This window comes from Vagococcus sp. QWL-13, from assembly GCF_058683555.1.
Genome location: NZ_CM178746.1, coordinates 1,758,278 through 1,776,637, shown reverse-complemented (window position 1 = coordinate 1,776,637; position 18,360 = coordinate 1,758,278). Strand labels below are relative to the sequence as shown.

The 18,360-nt window shown below is 39.0% G+C and carries 15 protein-coding genes; 12 read left to right on the top strand and 3 right to left on the bottom strand.

All coding sequences use genetic code 11. The features are described from left to right. The first annotated feature begins 175 nt into the window (after window positions 1–175). From hrcA to AC4PHI_RS08190, 8 genes are all read left to right on the top strand, one after another. Window positions 176–1,210: a heat-inducible transcriptional repressor HrcA gene (gene hrcA, locus AC4PHI_RS08225; RefSeq protein WP_492199432.1), complete on the top strand. Its 1,035-nt coding sequence runs from the start codon at window positions 176–178 to the stop codon at window positions 1,208–1,210. Window positions 1,211–1,225: 15 nt separating this feature from the next. Then, window positions 1,226–1,795 (top strand): nucleotide exchange factor GrpE, encoded by a 570-nt coding sequence (gene grpE / locus AC4PHI_RS08220; protein WP_492199431.1) that lies wholly within the window; start codon window positions 1,226–1,228, stop codon window positions 1,793–1,795. A gap of 33 nt (window positions 1,796–1,828) precedes the next feature. Next, on the top strand, window positions 1,829–3,661 hold the full coding sequence (gene dnaK / locus AC4PHI_RS08215) for a molecular chaperone DnaK (RefSeq protein ID WP_492199430.1): 1,833 nt from the start codon (window positions 1,829–1,831) through the stop codon (window positions 3,659–3,661). 149 nt (window positions 3,662–3,810) lie between these two features. Continuing rightward, window positions 3,811–4,971, top strand: coding sequence for a molecular chaperone DnaJ (dnaJ, locus tag AC4PHI_RS08210; protein ID WP_492199429.1), 1,161 nt, complete (start codon window positions 3,811–3,813; stop codon window positions 4,969–4,971). Window positions 4,972–5,592: 621 nt separating this feature from the next. Continuing rightward, the gene (locus tag AC4PHI_RS08205) at window positions 5,593–6,762 is read left to right on the top strand and encodes a double-cubane-cluster-containing anaerobic reductase (protein WP_492199428.1); all 1,170 of its coding nucleotides are present in this window, start codon (window positions 5,593–5,595) and stop codon (window positions 6,760–6,762) included. Continuing rightward, the gene (locus AC4PHI_RS08200; protein WP_492199427.1) at window positions 6,759–7,508 is read left to right on the top strand and encodes an acyl-CoA dehydratase activase; all 750 of its coding nucleotides are present in this window, start codon (window positions 6,759–6,761) and stop codon (window positions 7,506–7,508) included. The genes AC4PHI_RS08205 and AC4PHI_RS08200 overlap by 4 nt, the downstream gene beginning before the upstream one ends. Window positions 7,509–7,588: 80 nt before the next feature. Further along, a complete protein-coding gene (locus AC4PHI_RS08195; protein ID WP_492199426.1) occupies window positions 7,589–8,101 on the top strand; it encodes a C-GCAxxG-C-C family protein in 513 nt (170 codons plus the stop codon). Further along, a complete protein-coding gene (locus tag AC4PHI_RS08190; protein ID WP_492199425.1) occupies window positions 8,098–9,033 on the top strand; it encodes a TDT family transporter in 936 nt (311 codons plus the stop codon). Before AC4PHI_RS08195 ends, AC4PHI_RS08190 begins: the two co-directional genes overlap by 4 nt. Window positions 9,034–9,110: 77 nt before the next feature. On the opposite strand, the gene AC4PHI_RS08185 is transcribed toward AC4PHI_RS08190, so the two are convergent. After that, window positions 9,111–9,452, bottom strand: a complete 342-nt coding sequence (locus tag AC4PHI_RS08185; protein ID WP_492199424.1) for a zinc ribbon domain-containing protein YjdM — start codon at window positions 9,450–9,452, stop codon at window positions 9,111–9,113. Window positions 9,453–9,767: 315 nt separating this feature from the next. Between AC4PHI_RS08185 and AC4PHI_RS08180 the strand changes: the two genes are divergently transcribed. Together AC4PHI_RS08180 and ccpA are read left to right on the top strand one after the other, a co-directional pair. Then, window positions 9,768–10,700, top strand: coding sequence for a metal ABC transporter substrate-binding protein (locus AC4PHI_RS08180; protein ID WP_492199423.1), 933 nt, complete (start codon window positions 9,768–9,770; stop codon window positions 10,698–10,700). Window positions 10,701–10,893: 193 nt separating this feature from the next. After that, window positions 10,894–11,895 (top strand): catabolite control protein A, encoded by a 1,002-nt coding sequence (gene ccpA, locus AC4PHI_RS08175; RefSeq protein ID WP_492201566.1) that lies wholly within the window; start codon window positions 10,894–10,896, stop codon window positions 11,893–11,895. A 105-nt stretch (window positions 11,896–12,000) separates the two neighbouring features. Here the strand turns inward: ccpA and AC4PHI_RS08170 are convergent, their stop codons facing one another. Together AC4PHI_RS08170 and AC4PHI_RS08165 are read right to left on the bottom strand one after the other, a co-directional pair. Next, on the bottom strand, window positions 12,001–13,305 hold the full coding sequence (locus AC4PHI_RS08170; RefSeq protein WP_492199422.1) for an ISL3 family transposase: 1,305 nt from the start codon (window positions 13,303–13,305) through the stop codon (window positions 12,001–12,003). A gap of 192 nt (window positions 13,306–13,497) precedes the next feature. Then, window positions 13,498–15,858 (bottom strand): transglycosylase domain-containing protein, encoded by a 2,361-nt coding sequence (locus AC4PHI_RS08165; protein WP_492201565.1) that lies wholly within the window; start codon window positions 15,856–15,858, stop codon window positions 13,498–13,500. Window positions 15,859–16,225: 367 nt separating this feature from the next. Here AC4PHI_RS08165 and AC4PHI_RS08160 point away from each other — a divergent pair, with 367 nt between their 5' ends. Together AC4PHI_RS08160 and tyrS are read left to right on the top strand one after the other, a co-directional pair. After that, window positions 16,226–16,924 carry an HAD family hydrolase gene (locus AC4PHI_RS08160; protein ID WP_492199421.1) on the top strand — a complete coding sequence of 233 codons (699 nt, stop codon included), beginning with the start codon at window positions 16,226–16,228 and terminating at the stop codon, window positions 16,922–16,924. A 100-nt stretch (window positions 16,925–17,024) separates the two neighbouring features. Then, on the top strand, window positions 17,025–18,287 hold the full coding sequence (gene tyrS, locus AC4PHI_RS08155) for a tyrosine--tRNA ligase (protein ID WP_492199420.1): 1,263 nt from the start codon (window positions 17,025–17,027) through the stop codon (window positions 18,285–18,287). The last annotated feature ends 73 nt before the right edge of the window (window positions 18,288–18,360 follow it).

The window sequence follows — 18,360 nt, the reverse complement described above, 5'->3', positions numbered from 1 at the left end:
AAGGCTAACGTTGCCATACAAACTAAAATCTATGCTGCCACGCAATATTAGCACTCGCTGTTATCGAGTGCTAATATTGCGTGGTTTTCCGTTGACAAGAGATTGTTGTCTTGGTATACTGAGACATGTGATTAGCACTTTGGATACTTGAGTGCTAAAAAAAGAGGTGAAAGGAATGCTATCACAAAGACAATTAGATATATTGGCCCTTGTGGTTCAGCTGCACGCAGCGACAGGAGAACCAGTAGGATCGAAAACGTTGATGAACGCCGGCATAAATGCCAGTTCCGCAACTATTCGAAATGACTTGAGCTTCCTTGAAAGAGAGGGGTTTATTGAAAAACCTCATACTTCTGCCGGGCGGGTGCCTTCCGTACAGGGGTATCGTTTTTATGTAGACTATCTTTTAAAACCTTCCACAGTGACTAATGAAGAATTGTCATCTATCAGACAATCGTTCAACCGGAATTTTACCGCATTGAATGAAATTATCGAAAAATCAGCTCAAGTTCTATCTGATTTAACCAGTTATACAGCTTTTTCTTTGGGACCTGAGATGAATGATCGGAGATTGACGGGATTTCGAGTTGTTCCGTTAAACAATCAACAACTGATGGCAATTATTGTTACTGACAGAGGAAATGTGGAGAGCCAAGTTTTTACAGTTCCTGATGATATTTCCAGCAGCGATATTGAAAAAATCATTCAAATCATCAATGATAAGTTGGTCGGGCAACCCTTGATCACTGTGTATAATAAATTGCGTACGGAAATTCCTTTGATTTTGCAAAGATATTTTCAAACGCCAAGAGGAATCATGGATATTTTTGAATCCATCTTGAGTCACGCATTTGAAGAAAGGGTATATATCGGCGGACAGATGAATTTGCTTGATGTGGATTTGATTCCAGACGTCCATCAATTCAAGCTGGTTTATTCCTTGATGAGCAACCAGAATCAGGTTTCCTCTCTTATTCAAGCACCTAAAGAAGGGATACAGATTCGAATCGGCGAAGAAATCGAAAATGATTTATTGACCAACATGAGCTTGATTACCGCTTCTTACGATGTGGCTGAGCATGGGACCGGAACCATTGCAATCTTGGGGCCGACGAACATGGCTTACTCTCGCATGTTTGGTCTAGTCGAAGCCTTTAGACATGAATTGGCGGACTATTTAGCAGACTATTACCGTTTGTTGGATTCATAAAGACGTAGCGAAAGGATGAGTAAAGTGGCAGAAGAACACAAGGAAGAAACAATGGATGAGGTAACAGAAGCAGCAGCTGAAAATGTTGAGGCTGTTGACGAGGAACAATCATCAGCAGGTTCAATAGAAGCATTGTCTTCCGAAGAACAGTTAAAAATCGAATTGGAAGAAGCAGAGGATAAATTCCTCCGTGCACAGGCAGAAATTGCCAACATGCGCAACAGATTTCAAAAAGAAAGAGAAGCTCTTGTCCGCTTTAGATCACAGGATTTAGCTAAAGAACTTCTTCCTGCACTGGATAATTTAGATCGGGCCTTGGAGGCTGAAATTTCAGCAGAACAGGTAGAGAATTTGAAAAAAGGTGTAGAAATGGTGAAAGACGGCATACTAGCTGCTTTCAAAACTTCGGGAATCGAAGAAATCGAAGCATTAGGCAAAGTATTTGACCCTAACCTTCATCAAGCAGTGCAAACTGTGCCGATTGAAGAAGGGCAACAAGTGGAAGAAATTGTTGTCGTGCTTCAAAAAGGATATAAATTGTATGATCGTGTGTTGCGACCATCTATGGTGATTGTAGCGCAGTAAAAATAAAATTATAAAACAGAGGAGCAAGTGATTATGAGCAAAATTATAGGTATCGACTTAGGAACAACAAACTCTGCCGTAGCAGTATTAGAAGGCGGAGAAGCAAAAATTATCCCAAACCCAGAAGGAAACCGTACAACTCCTTCAGTTGTTTCATTTAAAGAAGGGGAAATTCAAGTAGGGGAAGTTGCAAAGCGTCAAGCAGTGACCAACCCGAATACTGTGTCTTCGATTAAGCGTCATATGGGGCAGACAGGTTATAAGATCGAGATGGAAGGGAAATCTTACACCCCTCAAGAAATTTCTGCCATGGTTTTACAATATATGAAAGGTTTCGCTGAAGAATATCTCGGGGACAAAGTAACTAAAGCGGTTATTACAGTTCCAGCTTACTTTAACGACTCTCAACGTCAAGCAACAAAAGATGCTGGTAAAATTGCCGGTTTAGAAGTTGAACGTATCGTCAACGAGCCGACAGCAGCAGCTCTTGCTTATGGTTTGGATAAAGTAGAAAAAGAAGAAAAAATTCTTGTGTTCGACTTAGGCGGAGGAACTTTTGACGTTTCGATTCTTGAGTTGGGTGACGGAGTATTTGACGTGTTGTCAACTGCCGGTGACAATGAGCTTGGTGGAGATGACTTTGATAACAAAATCATTGATTATCTTGTTGCTGAATTCCGTAAAGAAAATGGCATTGACCTATCAAAAGATAAAATGGCGGTTCAACGCTTGAAAGATGCTTCTGAAAAGGCTAAAAAAGATTTGTCCGGTGTGACAAGCACTCAAATCAGCTTGCCGTTTATCACTGCAGGAGATGCAGGCCCGCTTCATATGGAAGTGACATTGACTCGTGCAAAATTTGATGAATTAACAGCAGATCTTGTAGAAAGAACTAAAGGACCAGTTCGTCGTGCATTGAAAGATGCTGGATTATCAGCTTCTGAAATCGACGAAGTTATTTTAGTCGGCGGTTCTACCCGTATTCCGGCAGTTGTGGAAGCAGTGAAGAGAGAAACGAATAAAGAACCTAACAAATCAGTGAACCCGGACGAAGTTGTGGCAATGGGAGCAGCGATTCAAGGTGGCGTTATCTCTGGTGACGTGAAAGACGTTGTTTTACTTGATGTTACACCACTATCACTGGGAATCGAAACAATGGGGCAAGTATTTACCAAACTGATTGACCGTAACACAACAATTCCAACTAGCAAATCTCAAGTGTTTTCTACTGCAGCAGACAACCAGCCGGCCGTAGACATTCACGTACTACAAGGTGAGCGTCCGATGGCTACTGACAATAAGACACTGGGAAGATTCCAGTTGACAGATATCCCGCCAGCTCCACGCGGTGTGCCTCAAATCGAAGTAACTTTTGATATTGATAAAGACGGGATTGTTAATGTTAGTGCAAAAGACTTAGGAACTCAAAAAGAGCAAAAAATCACAATCAAATCTTCTTCAGGTTTGACAGATGAAGAAATTGAAAAAATGGTCAAAGATGCTGAAGCAAATGCCGAAGCTGACAAGGCTAAAAAAGATGAAGCTGATTTGCGTAACGATGTGGACGCATTGCTCTTCTCAGTCGATAAAACCTTGAAAGAACTTGAAGGCAAAGTTGACGAGGAAGAAGTTAAAAAGGCAGAAACTGCACGTGACGAGTTGAAAGCAGCAGTCGAAGCTAATGATTTAGAAGCAATGAAGACAAAACGGGATGAACTAAATGAAATTGTCCAAGCGTTGACAGTTAAATTATATGAACAGGCAGCCCAAGAACAACAAGCGGCTCAAGGAGCTGATGAAGCTCAAGGTTCTGCTGATGATGTGGTAGACGGAGACTTCGAAGAAGTGGACGATGATACAAAATAATGTTCGTGATGAAAGCCAGTGACCTTTGGAGGGAATTGGCTTTCTCTGCTTGAATCCCACTTTATCAGAGAATGGAGTTTCTTCCTATGGTGAAGTGTGATATGATTTAAAAGGTTTTAAAGAATAATTAGAAATGTGGAGGAAAGCCCGTGGCGAAAAGAGATTATTATGAAGTTTTGGGTGTATCTAAAAGTGCCTCTGAAGATGAAATAAAAAAAGCTTATCGGAAACTTTCTAAAAAATATCATCCCGACATCAACAAAGAGCCCGGGGCTGATGAAAAGTTTAAGGAAGTCTCAGAAGCTTATGAAGTCCTTAGCGATTCCCAAAAAAGAGCCGCATATGACCAGTATGGACACGCGTCCACGGATCCTAATTTTGGTGCTGGCGGTTTTGGCGGCTTTGAAGGTTTCGGAGGCGGAAGTTTTGGCGGCTTTGAAGATATATTTGAATCGTTTTTTGGCGGTGGCGGCAGATCGGCTAATCCTAATGCACCTCGTCAAGGTTCTGATTTACAATATTCCTTGAATTTATCTTTCGAAGAGGCTATTTTTGGTACGCAAAAAAATGTGACATTCAAACGTGAAGATCAATGTAAGACTTGTCATGGTTCTGGTGCTAAACCGGGTACTCATCCTGAGACATGTCCGCGCTGTCATGGTCAAGGAACGATCAATGTAGAACGTCAGACGCCCCTCGGCCGTGTGATGAGCCGTCAGACCTGTCCAGAGTGTCAAGGCAAGGGTCAGATAATCAAAGACCCATGTGTGGATTGTCATGGTTCAGGACGTGTGACTGAAAATCATTCCGTGAAAGTCAATGTTCCGGCAGGCGTTGAAGATGGTCAGCAAATGCGTTTAAGCGGTCAAGGAGAAGCTGGGTATAACGGCGGTCCGTATGGCGACTTATTCGTAGTTTTCCGAGTGGAAGAAAGTGACATCTTTAACCGTGAAGGTTCAGATATCTTTTATGATTTGCCAGTCAGTTTTGTCCAAGTGACTTTGGGGACTGAAGTCGAAGTGCCAACTGTTCACGGTAAAGTGAAGTTAAAAATACCGGCAGGTACTCAAACAGGAACAACTTTCCGTTTGCGCGGTAAGGGAGCACCACGTCTGAGAGGAAGCGGCAACGGAGATCAACATGTGACAGTGAAGCTGATTACACCTAAACACCTGAACGAAGCGCAAAGAAAAGCTTTGAAAGACTTTGCCGAAGCTGGCGGAGATAGTGTTGGGGAGCAAGAGGAAGGCTTTTTTGATAAAATGAAAGATGCCTTTAGCTTTGATCCTAAAGGTAAGAAGAAAAAATAATGATTTTAAAAAATACTCAGAGATTTGTGGAGATTCTTAAAAGTTAGAAGGTTATTCTAATTTGAAGAAGCTGCAAATCATGGGTATTTTTTATTTGTGTCATTTGACTAGGAATGAGACCAAGGATTTTTGAAAGAATGATTCATACTCATTATCCTCACTATTTTTAACTGGAAAATTGAATATTTTTTAGGTAAGCTAAATAAATGTTGAAAAACAAAAATAAGCAATGTATACTCAGGGAGGAACCTTGTAAGCGTTATTTAAAAAGTTTTGTTAATAATAAAAGAAAGTGGGGATGTCTGATGAAAGCAAACTATCATCTTGTTGGTTGAGTCTGTTTAGCAACTAACTTAGAAGTTTCTAAGTCTTACTTTGATTGGCCGTCTCTACTATTATAAATTTATTTGAGTGGCATAAGCTGTGACAAATAGGTGGATCCCATAACTGAAAGCGATTATCTTTCGCATTTTTATTTTAGTTATCAAGCTCGTTCATTCACAATAGGTGACGAAATAGTAAGTAGAAAATAGGTTAATTGAAGATTAAGACCTCTTGGACAACAGACAGGAGGTTTATTTCAGTTTTATTTACTATTTAAACATTAGAAGGAGCAAAGTAATGGAATTAAAGACAACTTTACCTGAAATATTTGATGAATTTGCTGAGGCACGTCGTGAAGGTTTTATCAGTGTTAAAAATTTAAAAGAGCAAGGGATACCGATAGTAGGCGTTTATTGTACCTTTATGCCAGAAGAGATTACTACGGCAGCAGGGGCATTGCAGATTAGTTTGTGCTCCACTTCGGATGAAACGATTCCTGATGCAGAGGAAGAATTACCACGTAACCTTTGTCCCTTAATAAAATCTAGCTATGGTTTCGGTAAAACAGATAAGTGTCCCTATTTTTATTTTTCCGATATTATCGTGGGAGAAGCCACCTGTGACGGCAAGAAAAAAATGTATGAATATATGGCTGGTTTTAAGGAATTATATTTGATGCATTTGCCAAATATGCGCAATAGTCAAGAAGCCTTTGATTTGTGGAAAGCTGAAATTATTCGATTCAAAGAAAAATTAGAGGTTTATTTAGGTGTGACTATTACCGAAGAAGCCATCCGCCAAGCCATCAAGGATAAGAACCGGGAAAGACAAGCCCGTAAAGATTTTTATGGTTTAGGAAAATTAAAACCTGCTGCTATTAGCGGTTCGGATATTTTCAAGATGATGTACGGAGCCAATTATTCTTTCGATAAAGAAGCTTTGATAAATAATTTAAACACAGCCACTGAAAAAGTGCTGATGGACTATAGGCAACGCGACGAAGTAAGGTCTGAAAAACCGCGAATCTTAATCACTGGTTCGCCAATCGGCGGTGTGACGGAAAAAGTGATTCGTGCCATTGAGGAGCATGGGGGTGAAATCGTAGCCTATGAAAATTGTACGGTGGCTAAACCTGTTGAACAATTAGTAGATGAAAATAAGGAAGATGTCTATGAAGCCTTGGCAGAAAAATATATCAACATCGGCTGTGCTTGTATGTGGGATAATCAGCCTCGTTTAGAGATGTTAGACCGGATGATTGATGAGTATCAAGTGGATGGTGTTGTAGATATGGTTTTGCAATTTTGCACGCCTTTTTCAGTCGAATCTTTAAAGGTGAAAGAGTTTTGTAATGAGCAAAAAGAGCTTCCTTATCTTTATTTAGAGACCGACTATTCCACCTCAGATATCGAACAAATCAATACACGAGTGGCAGCCTTTATCGAAATGCTGGAAGCAAGATTATGATAAAAGTAATCGGATTAGATTCAGGATCAACAACGACGAAGGGTGTGCTGATGAAAAATTGTCAGATAATCGGCTCATCATTAGTTTTAACTGCCGGGAATCCTAAAAAAGCCATGGAACAAGTTTTAAAGGAATTAGATGAAACAGGTAAAGTTCCTGTCATTACGACTGGCTATGGTCGTAAATTGATGATAGCGGCTAAATCAGTAACAGAAATCAGTTGCCATGCTAAGGGAGCAGCTTTTCTCCAACCAAGGACCACCGGTATTATCGATATTGGCGGTCAAGACAGCAAAACGATTCAATTGGACAAACTGGGCTTTGTCACCGAGTTCAGCATGAATGATAAGTGCGCCGCCGGAACAGGGCGTTTTATCGAAGTTTTAATGACTATTTTAGCAGAACCTATTGAAAATTTAGATGTCTTTGTAGATGGAGCGACTCCGGTGAAAATCAATAGCATGTGCACCGTTTTTGCTGAATCAGAAGTCATTAGCTTGATTGCCGAAGGGCAGAGGCGTGAAGATATTGCTCTAGGTGTTTTACATTCGATTTGTCAGCGAATAGCCAGTCAATTCAGCCGCATCGGCAATACCTACAAGGGAGAGGTGTTTTTTTCCGGCGGTCTGGCTAAAAGTAAAAAAATAGCGGAATTATTAGCAGAATATACAGGACAGGACATTCAGACTCACGAATTGGCGCAATATACGGGAGCGATTGGTGCAGCTCTTATGGGCAGTAAATAAAGTCAAATTATTTTGATAGAAAAATGGAATTTTTACAAGAAAAAAATAAAATGAACAGAACTAAGGAGACTTTTAAATCGATGGAAAAAGAAGCATATATTGAGATGGTTAGAGAAGCAGCTAAGGAATATTTCCGGTCTGGCACCTATTATTGTTCTGAAGCAGTTGTTGATACTATGAATGAAGCCTTAGGAAAACCTTATGATGACAGCGTGGTTGGACTAGCCTCCGGTTTCCCTATTGGGATGGGTAAGGCCCAATGTTTATGTGGTGCCGTTTCTGGCGGTCAAATTGCTTTGGGGATGGTTTATGGCCGAAAAAAAGGGGAGCCTATGGATCCGGAAATGTTTGAAATTTCTAAAGAACTTCATGATTACATCAAACAAGAATATGGTTCATGTTGCTGTCGGATTATTACGAGAAAGTGGCGTGGAGATGATTTTAAATCTGAAGGACGCAAGGCGCACTGCATTAAAATCACAGGTGAGGTGGTAGCTTGGGTGACCGAACAATTGATCGAAGCAGGTAAAATCAATCCTGCAACTGCACCGCTGATTGGAAAAATTAGTGAAGAAAGCAGAGAAGAATCATGAAGAATTTATTACAAATACTGCCGTTGCCTGCCGCAGCTGTCGGATTAAGTTTTGTTGGTTTGGCCAATTTATTTAGTGAAGTCAAATGGTTGAGTATCTTCTGTGTGATCGTCAGCGGATCGATTCTCTTGGGTGTCGCCTTGAAAATCATGTTTGATTTTCCCGGCTTTCTAAAGCAAATAAAAGAAGTACCCATAGCCGCTATTGCTCCAACATTGAGTATGGGAATGATTTTAATTTCGAAATTTTTATTGCCATGGAGTTATTGGCTAGCTTTATTAATCTGGATTTTGGGGATTTTTATTCATTTGAGTTTATTGATTTATTTTACAGCGACCTTTGTCAATAAAAAACAATTATCGCTGGTGTTGCCATCATGGTTTATTGTCTATGTAGGCATAGTGGTGGTCAGTATGACGTCCTCATTATTTAAGCAACAGGTTTTAGGGAAAATAGTTTACGCTTTTGGATTTCTGGCTTTTTTTATTTTACTGCCAGCGGTTTTAAAACGTTTAAAAAATTTACCCTTACCAGAGCCATTGCGCCCCACATTAGCTATTTTAGCAGCTCCTGTTTCTTTGAATTTAGCAGGCTATATGATCGTTTTTGATGAAAAAATAGTTTGGTTTGTGGTTATCCAGTTAATTGTCGCCCAAGTATTCTATGCTTATGTTTTATATCAGTTACCTAAATTGTTAAGTCTTCCATTTTATCCTACCTCTGCAGCGCTAACCTTTCCTTTAGTGATTTCGGCAGTGGCTTTTAAGCTTGCAACAGGCTTCTTGGGAAGTGCTTTTCCGACTATATCTGGATTGTTTTGGTTTATTTTACGTTTGGAACAAGTTATCGCATTATGGATTGTTCTGATTGTTTCAATCCGGTATTTGAGATTTTTGGCAAAGCAGTGGAAAGTTGCAGGAAAAACAAAATAGACTAAATAGCTCTGACAAAAAAAGAAACAGTTCCCAATATTTTTGGAGAACTGTTTCTTTTAGCCGTATTTTTTGGCTTAGATTTTCTTTAAAAATTCTGATTTCAATTGCATCATGCCGATTCCATCAACTTTAGCATCTACATTATGATCATTGACAGGCTCATCAAGAATACGGATATTTTTAATTTTAGTGCCTTTTTTAATAGGACCTGAGCCGCCCTTGACTTTTAGGTCTTTGACCACCGTTACAGTGTCGCCGGTTGCTAGAGGATTGCCATTAGCATCTTTCACGATTATTTCCTCGTCAGCTTCACTGGCCGACTCTGTAAACTCAAAACCGCATTCAGGACAAATAAATAATGCCTGATCTTGATAGACGTATGTAGAACCACACTCTGGACAATTTGGAATAGTCATTTTTTCACCCCGTTCATTTTATCAGTTTTTAGCATAGCATATTTAGTTAAAGAATACGAATCGAATCAAAATCTATCATTGGGAAATGATAGGGTAAAAAGATTGAACCACACTAATTTCAGTTTTTCTTATAACCTTTTCGTATGAACTATTTTTAGTGAGCACAAATGATTATTTTAATTGTTTAGCCTAATTTTATAGTCGATGGATTGAGAAAAAATGCTTGGATTAGTAAAAAAATATTGCGTTCTATTTTTTTTTATGTATAATACAAATAGTAATGATTACGATTTGAAAAAATTAAGGAGAATTTATATGAAGTCTAGATTATTTATATTGCTTAGTGTTTTAGGTTTATTTATTTTTGCAGGATGTTCAACAGAAAAAGAAAATTCCACAGGGGATAAAAAATTAAAAGTTGTGACGACTTTTTATCCAATGTATGATTTTTCTGAAAAAATTGTGGGAAATCAGGGAAAAGTGTCTGTTTTGATGAGTGGAGAGGTCGAGCCCCATGACTATGAGCCAAGTGCCAAAGACATTGCTAAAATTCAAGAAGCAGACGTGTTTGTCTATAATTCAAAGGAAATGGAAACGTGGGTTCCTTCTGTATTAAAATCTGTAGATACATCAAAAGTTAAAATTATTGAAGCCAGCAGTGATATTGAGTTAATGGGGGAAGAAGAGGATGGTGATGCCCATGAAGAACACGAGGGCCACTCCCATGGTGCCGATCCCCATGTTTGGTTAGACCCTGTTTTGGCAGAAAAAGAAGCAAAAGCAATTTATGAAGGCTTGGCAGAAGTTGATTCAAAAAATAAAACTATCTATCAAAAAAATTATGAAAAATTTAGTGCTGAACTTTTAGATCTTGACAAAGATTTCAAAGAAGTTTTTGAAGGGGCACAGAAAAAGACCTTTATCACTCAACATGCAGCTTTCAGCTATTTAGCTTCCCGTTACCATCTTAATCAAGTGGCGATCACCGGTTTGACTCCTGATGAAGAACCAAGTGCGAAAACATTGGCGGAGCTTGAAGACTATGTCAAAAATCAAGGAATTTCTGTTATTTATATTGAGCAGGCTGGATCAAGCAAATTAGCTGATACTATTGCAACGGCAACAAAGGCTGAAGTGTCCACTCTGTCAACTTTAGAAACATTGTCTAAAAAACAACAAGATGAAGGAGCAGATTATCTTTCTGTTATGAGAGATAATTTAAAAGCCTTAAAAAAATCAATAAAATAAACACAAAGAGGCAATAATTCGAAGAATTTGCCTCTTTTTGAACGTTATAGATGAAATTTTCTTTTTTTTTCATGAAAAATACGATAAAACGCTTGCAAAATGTTATACAATTTGTTAATCTATAAATTGAGAAATGTAAATTACTTTTTCAGAAAATGTATAAATGAAGATAAAAGAAAGAAGGAATGTTGAGATGGAAAAACAAACGATTACCATCTATGATGTTGCACGAGAAGCAAATGTTTCCATGGCAACTGTTTCACGTGTTGTAAATGGCAACCCAAATGTCAAGCCGGTTACCAGAAAGAAAGTATTGGAAGTGATTGACCGTTTAGACTACCGGCCTAATGCGGTAGCCAGAGGTCTTGCAAGTAAAAAAACGACAACAGTCGGCGTAATTATCCCCGATGTAAGTAATATCTATTTTTCTTCACTTGCGCGAGGAATCGACGATGTTGCGACAATGTATAAATATAATATCATCTTGACTAATTCAGATGGAGATTCAGAAAAAGAAGTCAATGTGTTAAATAATTTATTAGCTAAACAAGTGGATGGGGTTATTTTTATGGGCCACCATATCACAGACCAGCTTCGTGCCGAATTTTCACGTTCCAGAACACCAATCGTTTTAGCTGGTTCTGTGGACCCGGATAATCAGGTCGGTTCTGTCAATATCGACTACAAAGGTGCAACGAAAGAAGCTGTGGAACTATTGGCAAACAACGGACATGAAAAAATTGCCTTTGTCAGCGGACCTTTGCTGGACCCAATCAATGGGAAAGAAAGATTATCAGGTTACAAAGAAGCGTTGAAAGAAAAAGGCTTGAAATATTCAGAGGGCTTAATCTTTGAGTCCAATTTCGAATACAAATTAGGCGTTGATTTGGCTGAGAGAGTTTTAAACAGCGGAGCTACTGCTGCTTTGGTGGTATCTGATGAACTTGCAGTGGGTATCGCCAATGCTTTACAAGATAATGGCGTAAAAATACCAGATGATTTTGAGATTGTTACAAGCAACAACTCCTTGTTGACTGAAATCGTCCGCCCAAGACTGACAAGTATCACACAGCCTTTGTACGATATTGGAGCAGTTGCCATGCGGTTGTTGACCAAGTTGATGAACAAAGAAGAAATTGAAGAAAAAGTCGTCATTTTGCCTCATGGTATCAATAAACGCGGCTCAACAAAATAAAGAATATAAGCTAGAAAAAAAGGCTCTTTGTCAAATAGGACTGATGAGTAAAAATTAGTTTGGAACTAAGTAGAAGTGAACACTCCTGCTTGGTTCCTTTTTCCGTTATTTTATTTGTATTAAACCATTCATCATAAAAATTCTGATTCTCATGTTACGAAATGATTTAAAGCCGTAGGACACTCGCTTTAGTGTTTTAATATGGGTATTCTTGGCTTCCAATTTGCCATTGGAATACGGGTAAATAAGAGCATTAGTGATGCCTACTTCATACTTTAATAGATTTTGTACTTTCTGTTTAAACTCTTTATCAAGATGTTCCGGCAAGTCTTCCAAGTGTTTGAAAAATAAGGCGACATCTTTGCTCCTAAAGGCGTTCAACAGGTTGTGAAAACAGTGATAGGTATCGTGAAGCCTTTGCGAGTAAGAGAGCAGTCGGTCAATCACCATTCCCTCCGTGAGGAGAGGATATTTAGGAGATCTAAAGCTTCGCCAACTACGATAATTGGTCCAATCAATGTTTTGATAATCCTTTAATAGTAATTTCCAGTTAGTTTTGATTTTTTGGGCTTCATAGAGGTGCCCTTGTTTCCTTAATCGCTTGACTTCCTTCACTCTGAAGTCATTAAACGCAGTATTGATATGTTTAACAATATGAAAACGATCAATGACGATTTTAGCTTGTTTGAAACAGGTTTTCGTTAGCTTAAAATAAGCCGCATTCATGTCTGTGACGAGAAAGTCTACTTGATTTAATGCTTCTTGAGGATAACGGTTAAAGTGCTTTTCTAACTTGTTGTGTTGTCGACTCGGTAAAATATCCACAAGTTTCCCAGAGTCACCATCGGCACAAATAAACGTCATCTTATCTTCCCGCGTCGCATGAGACCGGAATTCATCAACCATTAGGACAGTGGGTAAAGCAGCTTTTACTTGGCTGTTAGGCACGTAGGCTTCTAGACTTCGAAGAAGTCTGATCACTGTCGTGATAGACACATGACAGAGTTTGGCAATGAGGGTATACGAGATTTTCTCCTTTAAAAGATCTAAAATTTTAAACTTGATGTGCTCTGAAATAAAACAATTTTCTTTAACAAAGTAAGGACTAGCGGTGGTGTATGAGTGACAATTGCGACAAAAATACTTCTGCTTTTTTAACTTCATCATGGTGGGCATATGATGATAGTCCTCCAACCGAATCATAGAAGATTTAGTCCCATTTTTAACGACCCTATACTTCCCCTCATGGTCTATAGGACTTGAACCGCATACTTGGCAAACTTTAGGAGCGGGTAAATAATCAGCTTCAATAATCAGTGATTGCCTGTCTTGATACACTTCTTTAGAAACAGCTAAAATAGTTAGATCAGGGTCTATAATTCTTAGTAATTTTTTGATATCATGTGTCATAGCATATAGTTCTCCTTACTGTTTAGGTTAGACGCTTTAATAGTAACAGAAGAACTATATGTTTTTTTATTTAATACAAAAAAATGGGATTGATGAATCAATTTTTGATTCATCAGTCCCATAAATTATAGAGCCGAAAAAAACCGCGAATGATTTCGCGGTTTTTTTAATGACTTATCTTTAGCGTTTTTACTATTCTTCGTCTTCTTCCCCGTCTTCTTCTTCCTCATTTTCTTCATCAACTTTATTTTGATCTCTATTGTTGTTTGTTGTTTTCTTATCTTCTTTTTTTTCAACTTTTGTATTTTTATTCCAATAGTTTTGATATTGGGCATCGGTTCCGCCTATCCCGAAACGGAAAGTCGGGTCAAGGGGACCGCTAGCTGGTACAAAATAAGAAGCAACTTCTTTGCCGGGCGTATAGTACTGTATGCCGTTGATGTAGGCAGTACCCATTTTCGTACCAGTGATGTTGGAGACTTTGGCAACATGAACTGAAGGATCTAAATCAAAACGCTGTGCAGTTTGGAAAATGTCAGGATTGATTTGATAAGCAGCACCGGCAATCGCTGCCCATACGCGCATATTATTTTGCCCGAAGCTTTGGGGCATTTGCTTGCCGTAAGATTTTCCAATCCAAGTACTCAAGGTAACACCTGGAGTCGATGCTGTAAACCAAAAGTCCTTATCTTCCTCAGATGTCCCTGTTTTACCGACCCAATCGGCATTCCCAAGTGCTGCACCATAATTATACAAACTGGATTTTGCTGTTGTTCCAGTACCGCCTGTCAAAACATCCCGCATCAAATCAGCCATGATTGAGGCAGTAGCAGGTTGAAACACTTGGACAGGATTGGGTTTGTGCTCGTAAACCACTTCTCCATTAGAGTCTGTGATTTTTGAAATCACGTAGCCTTCCAAATAAGCGCCTTTGTTTGCAAGGGTTTGATAAGCATTGGCTTGTTGATAGACGCTCAAATCTGTGGTCCCTAAAGGCAATGAAAGATTCGTGACACTGTCAGAAATGTCGATATTCATTTTGCTGAAATATTCAGCAGGGTTAGCACTTTCCAAAAGTCTTTCATACAGATTGACTACTGAGATATTTCCCGACTCCCTGACAGCTTCTCTGACAGAGATAAAGGATTCGCTAGATGTGCCGCCGTAATTTGTTAAATTAGTGTTTTCCGAACCATACTTGCGTTTGAAATCAGCCAGTTTTGATTCTGTGCCGATTAATCCTTTGTCGATTGCCGGGGCGTAAGCAACAATAGGTTTCATAGTGGATCCGGGAGATCGTTTGGTCTGAAAAGCATGGTTGTTTTGGTTGGTCGCATAATCGCGGCCGCCCACAAAACCAAGGATTTTACCAGTTTGATTTTCCATCAAAATACCGCCAAGCTGAATCGTATCGCCGGACCAATCTTCAAGCAATCCAGCATTATTCATGACAGCATTATTCATGGCTTGATATATATTTTTATCGATTGTTGTTTCAACAGTATAGCCGTTCCTGCGTAAATCACGTTCTGCCATCTTATAATACTTTTCATATAACACATCTTGGGAAAAGACATTTTCTTTTTCCACATTATCCTTTTGATAATGTTTTGCCATCAGCGCTTCAATGGCTTGTGTTTCAACGTAATAATAAAGGTAACCATTATCGGGTTGATTAATCTCTTCTCTCGGAAGAAAATCTGCTGTCAAATCATAATTTTTGGCTTCTTCGTAAGTTTTCTTGTCGATGTATTTTTCACGGTACATATTGCTTAAAACGGTATCTTTCCGTGCAAGTCCTTCTGACAAATCTTCTTTTAATTCCCCTGTGTTAGTGTAAGGAGAATAGATGATTGGACTTTGGGGAAGTCCTGCAATAAATGCCGCTTGAGGCAGGCTGACGTCATTTGAATGTTTGCCAAAAATCCCTCGAGCAGCTTCTTCCACACCGGCAATGTTTTGTCCTTTGTTGTTTCGCCCGAAAGGAGAAACATTTAAATAGGCGGTCAGGATTTCTTCTTTTGTTTGGAACTTTTCCACTCTGAGTGCCAACAGGACTTCATTTGCTTTTCGGTGAAAACTTATTTCATCTGTCAGGAGTTGCTGTTTTACCAGCTGCTGGGTGATTGTCGAACCTCCTGATTTTCCTCCTAAACCAGTGATATCTGAAACCATGGCTCTAATCAGAGCTTTGGGGACGATACCTTCATGTTTGTTAAAATATTCATCTTCTGTGGCAATCAATGCCTGTTTGATTAGCGGAGAAACATTTTCCTTGCTGACACGTGTTCTGATCAAGTCAGAGCGCAATTCGGCAATCTGTTCTCCGTTTGAATAATTAACATGGGAAACTAATTCGATATCATTGATTGCTCTGACGATTTCATCTCCTGATGGAATATCCGTCCTTTCCACCAGATTGGCAAAATACCCTAAGCCGATTCCAAGTGCAAGGGAACCGCCTAAAAAGAGTACGGCTAGGAAAAAATAAAGGGTCGATTTCAAAACTTCCATGGAAATGATGGAGGAGAAAATCAGTGTTTTTTTGTTCATTATTTTTTTAGCTGATATTTGCTTCTTTTGTTTATTGTTTTTATTATCTTTATTAGAAGTATTCAGATTCCTCACCTCATTTTCATCTTCTACGCGGTATATTATATCAAAAAAGAAGTTGACTGCCTAGGGTGGCGATCAAATAGAGGGATTATAATCGTTCTTTTAAGCTTAAATAACCAAATAGGAGAAAGTAAGTGTCAAATAATTTAAAAAAAGGAAAATTTTTTCAATCGATTTTCAGAATTTAATGCTATTTTCCTGCTTTCCTGTACGAAAAAAGTCAAGAATATGTTAGAGTAGAAAGGACGGTTATGGGGGATTAGTCAATGACTAATCGAAAATACGAAGGAAAGTTGGGTTTCATTTGTTTACAGTTGTGTTTGATGTGGATGACACCTTGTATGACCAGTTTGTTCCTTTTCAACAAGCTTACCATCAGGTATTTGGCGATAAATATTCAATTCCTTTAAAAGAATTGTACTGCCACCGACAGGCGTACAGCCACCAAGTTTTTTATCAAAGCCAGTGCGGTCAGATGAGCATGGAAGAAATGTATATCTACCGGATGGGGAAAGCCTTTCAAGAATTTGATATTCAAATAGATTCTTCAGAATTGTTGGAGTTTCAAGAAGTTTATGAATATTTTCAAAATAATATCACGCTGGACCCAGAGATGATAAAAGTTTTGGATTATTTTTCTGACCGTCGTGTTCAAATGGCAGTCTTGACTAATGGTCCTGAAGAGCATCAAATGAAAAAAATTCAGCAGTTGAACCTTGACCAATGGATCGCTCCTGAGTATTTCTTTATTTCCGGGGCCCTTGACTTGGCAAAACCTCAACTGGAAATATTTAAACTTGTTGAAGAACGTGTGCAAGCAGAAGGGCGGCGGTTTTTAATGATTGGCGATTCTTATAAAAACGACGTGGTGGGAGCTAAACAAGCAGACTGGGAAGTCATTTTTTTAAATAAATATGAAGAAGTCTTGGATAGAGGAATAAAACCTGACGTTGAAATTTATGAAACTGGAGAATTGTTAGAAATCGTTGAAAGTTACAACTAAGACGGTGATAAAAAAGAAAAGAATTGTTGGCAGAAGAGCTTTATTTTCATTTCTGAATAAGCTAAGATAGACAAGTAGAGAAATTTTAGGAGGAGAAGTTATGCAAGCAGATTTTTTACAAGAATTGAAAGATCGCGGTTTGGTTTATCAAGTAACAGATGAATCAGCATTAGAAAAAAAGTTAAATGAAGAGTCTGTGAAATTATATATTGGGTTTGATCCGACGGCTGATAGTTTGCACATCGGTCATTTATTGCCTATATTGACTTTACGCCGCTTTCAAAAAGCTGGTCATGTTCCGATTGCACTGGTGGGAGGCGGTACCGGTCTGATTGGGGACCCTTCCTTTAAAGATGCGGAAAGAAGTTTGAACTCCAGTGAAACGGTGGCTTCATGGTCTGACAGTTTGAAAGGCCAGCTGGAAAGATTTATTGATTTTTACAATGACGAAAATCCAGCTATCATTGCCAATAATTACGATTGGCTGGGCAGCATATTGCTGATTGATTTTTTACGGGATGTGGGTAAAAATTTCACGATTAACTATATGATGAGCAAAGAGAGTGTCAAACGCCGGATTGAAACAGGGATTTCCTATACTGAGTTTGCTTACCAGCTGCTTCAGGCTTATGATTTCTTACAGTTGTACGATCGTGAAGGCTGTCTGCTCCAATTAGGCGGCAGCGACCAGTGGGGAAATATTACTTCCGGGATAGAACTGTTGCGTCGTGAACGCGAAGTACAAGGCTACGGCATGACGATGCCCCTGATAAAAAAAGCAGACGGTACGAAATTTGGAAAAACAGAAGGAAACGCAGTTTGGCTGGATGCTGAAAAGACGACTCCGTACGAGTATTACCAATTTTGGTTCAATACAGACGACCGTGATGCCGTTCAGTTCTTAAAATATTTTACATTTTTATCTCTGTCAGAAATTGAAGAGATTGAAACAAAATTTAAAGAAGCACCCCATGAGCGTCTGGCACAAAAAGTTTTAGCCAAAGAAGTGACCATCTTGACTCATGGCGAAGAGGCTTTTGAACAGGCAGTGAAAATATCTGAAGCGTTATTCAGCGGCGACATAAAATCTCTGAATGCTGGGGAAATTGCCCAAGGTTTTAAAGATGTCCCAAGTTATGAAATTCAGGCATCGGACGACCGTCATTTAGTCGAACTGCTGGTGACTTCAGGATTGGTCCAATCAAAACGTCAGGCACGGGAAGACATCACAAATGGTGCGATATATATTAACGGGGAACGTCAGCAAGAGGTAACCTATGAATTAGAAGAAACAGATACCATCGAAGGGCAGTTTACTGTTCTTAGACGGGGCAAGAAAAACTACTTCTTGTTGAAATTTTAATAAAATAAAAAAGCTTAAGCTGACCGGTGTCCTCTGATTAGAGACAGCTCTCACAGCTTAAGTTTTTTCATAT

Coding starts and splice junctions, on each gene's coding strand:
- hrcA (WP_492199432.1), top strand. CDS start 176: ATGCTATCACAAAGACAATTAGATATATTGGCCCTTGTGGTTCAGCTG.
- grpE (WP_492199431.1), top strand. CDS start 1,226: ATGAGTAAAGTGGCAGAAGAACACAAGGAAGAAACAATGGATGAGGTA.
- dnaK (WP_492199430.1), top strand. CDS start 1,829: ATGAGCAAAATTATAGGTATCGACTTAGGAACAACAAACTCTGCCGTA.
- AC4PHI_RS08205 (WP_492199428.1), top strand. CDS start 5,593: ATGGAATTAAAGACAACTTTACCTGAAATATTTGATGAATTTGCTGAG.
- AC4PHI_RS08200 (WP_492199427.1), top strand. CDS start 6,759: ATGATAAAAGTAATCGGATTAGATTCAGGATCAACAACGACGAAGGGT.
- AC4PHI_RS08195 (WP_492199426.1), top strand. CDS start 7,589: ATGGAAAAAGAAGCATATATTGAGATGGTTAGAGAAGCAGCTAAGGAA.
- AC4PHI_RS08190 (WP_492199425.1), top strand. CDS start 8,098: ATGAAGAATTTATTACAAATACTGCCGTTGCCTGCCGCAGCTGTCGGA.
- AC4PHI_RS08185 (WP_492199424.1), bottom strand. CDS start 9,452: ATGACTATTCCAAATTGTCCAGAGTGTGGTTCTACATACGTCTATCAA.
- AC4PHI_RS08180 (WP_492199423.1), top strand. CDS start 9,768: ATGAAGTCTAGATTATTTATATTGCTTAGTGTTTTAGGTTTATTTATT.
- ccpA (WP_492201566.1), top strand. CDS start 10,894: ATGGAAAAACAAACGATTACCATCTATGATGTTGCACGAGAAGCAAAT.
- AC4PHI_RS08170 (WP_492199422.1), bottom strand. CDS start 13,305: ATGACACATGATATCAAAAAATTACTAAGAATTATAGACCCTGATCTA.
- AC4PHI_RS08165 (WP_492201565.1), bottom strand. CDS start 15,858: ATGAACAAAAAAACACTGATTTTCTCCTCCATCATTTCCATGGAAGTT.
- tyrS (WP_492199420.1), top strand. CDS start 17,025: ATGCAAGCAGATTTTTTACAAGAATTGAAAGATCGCGGTTTGGTTTAT.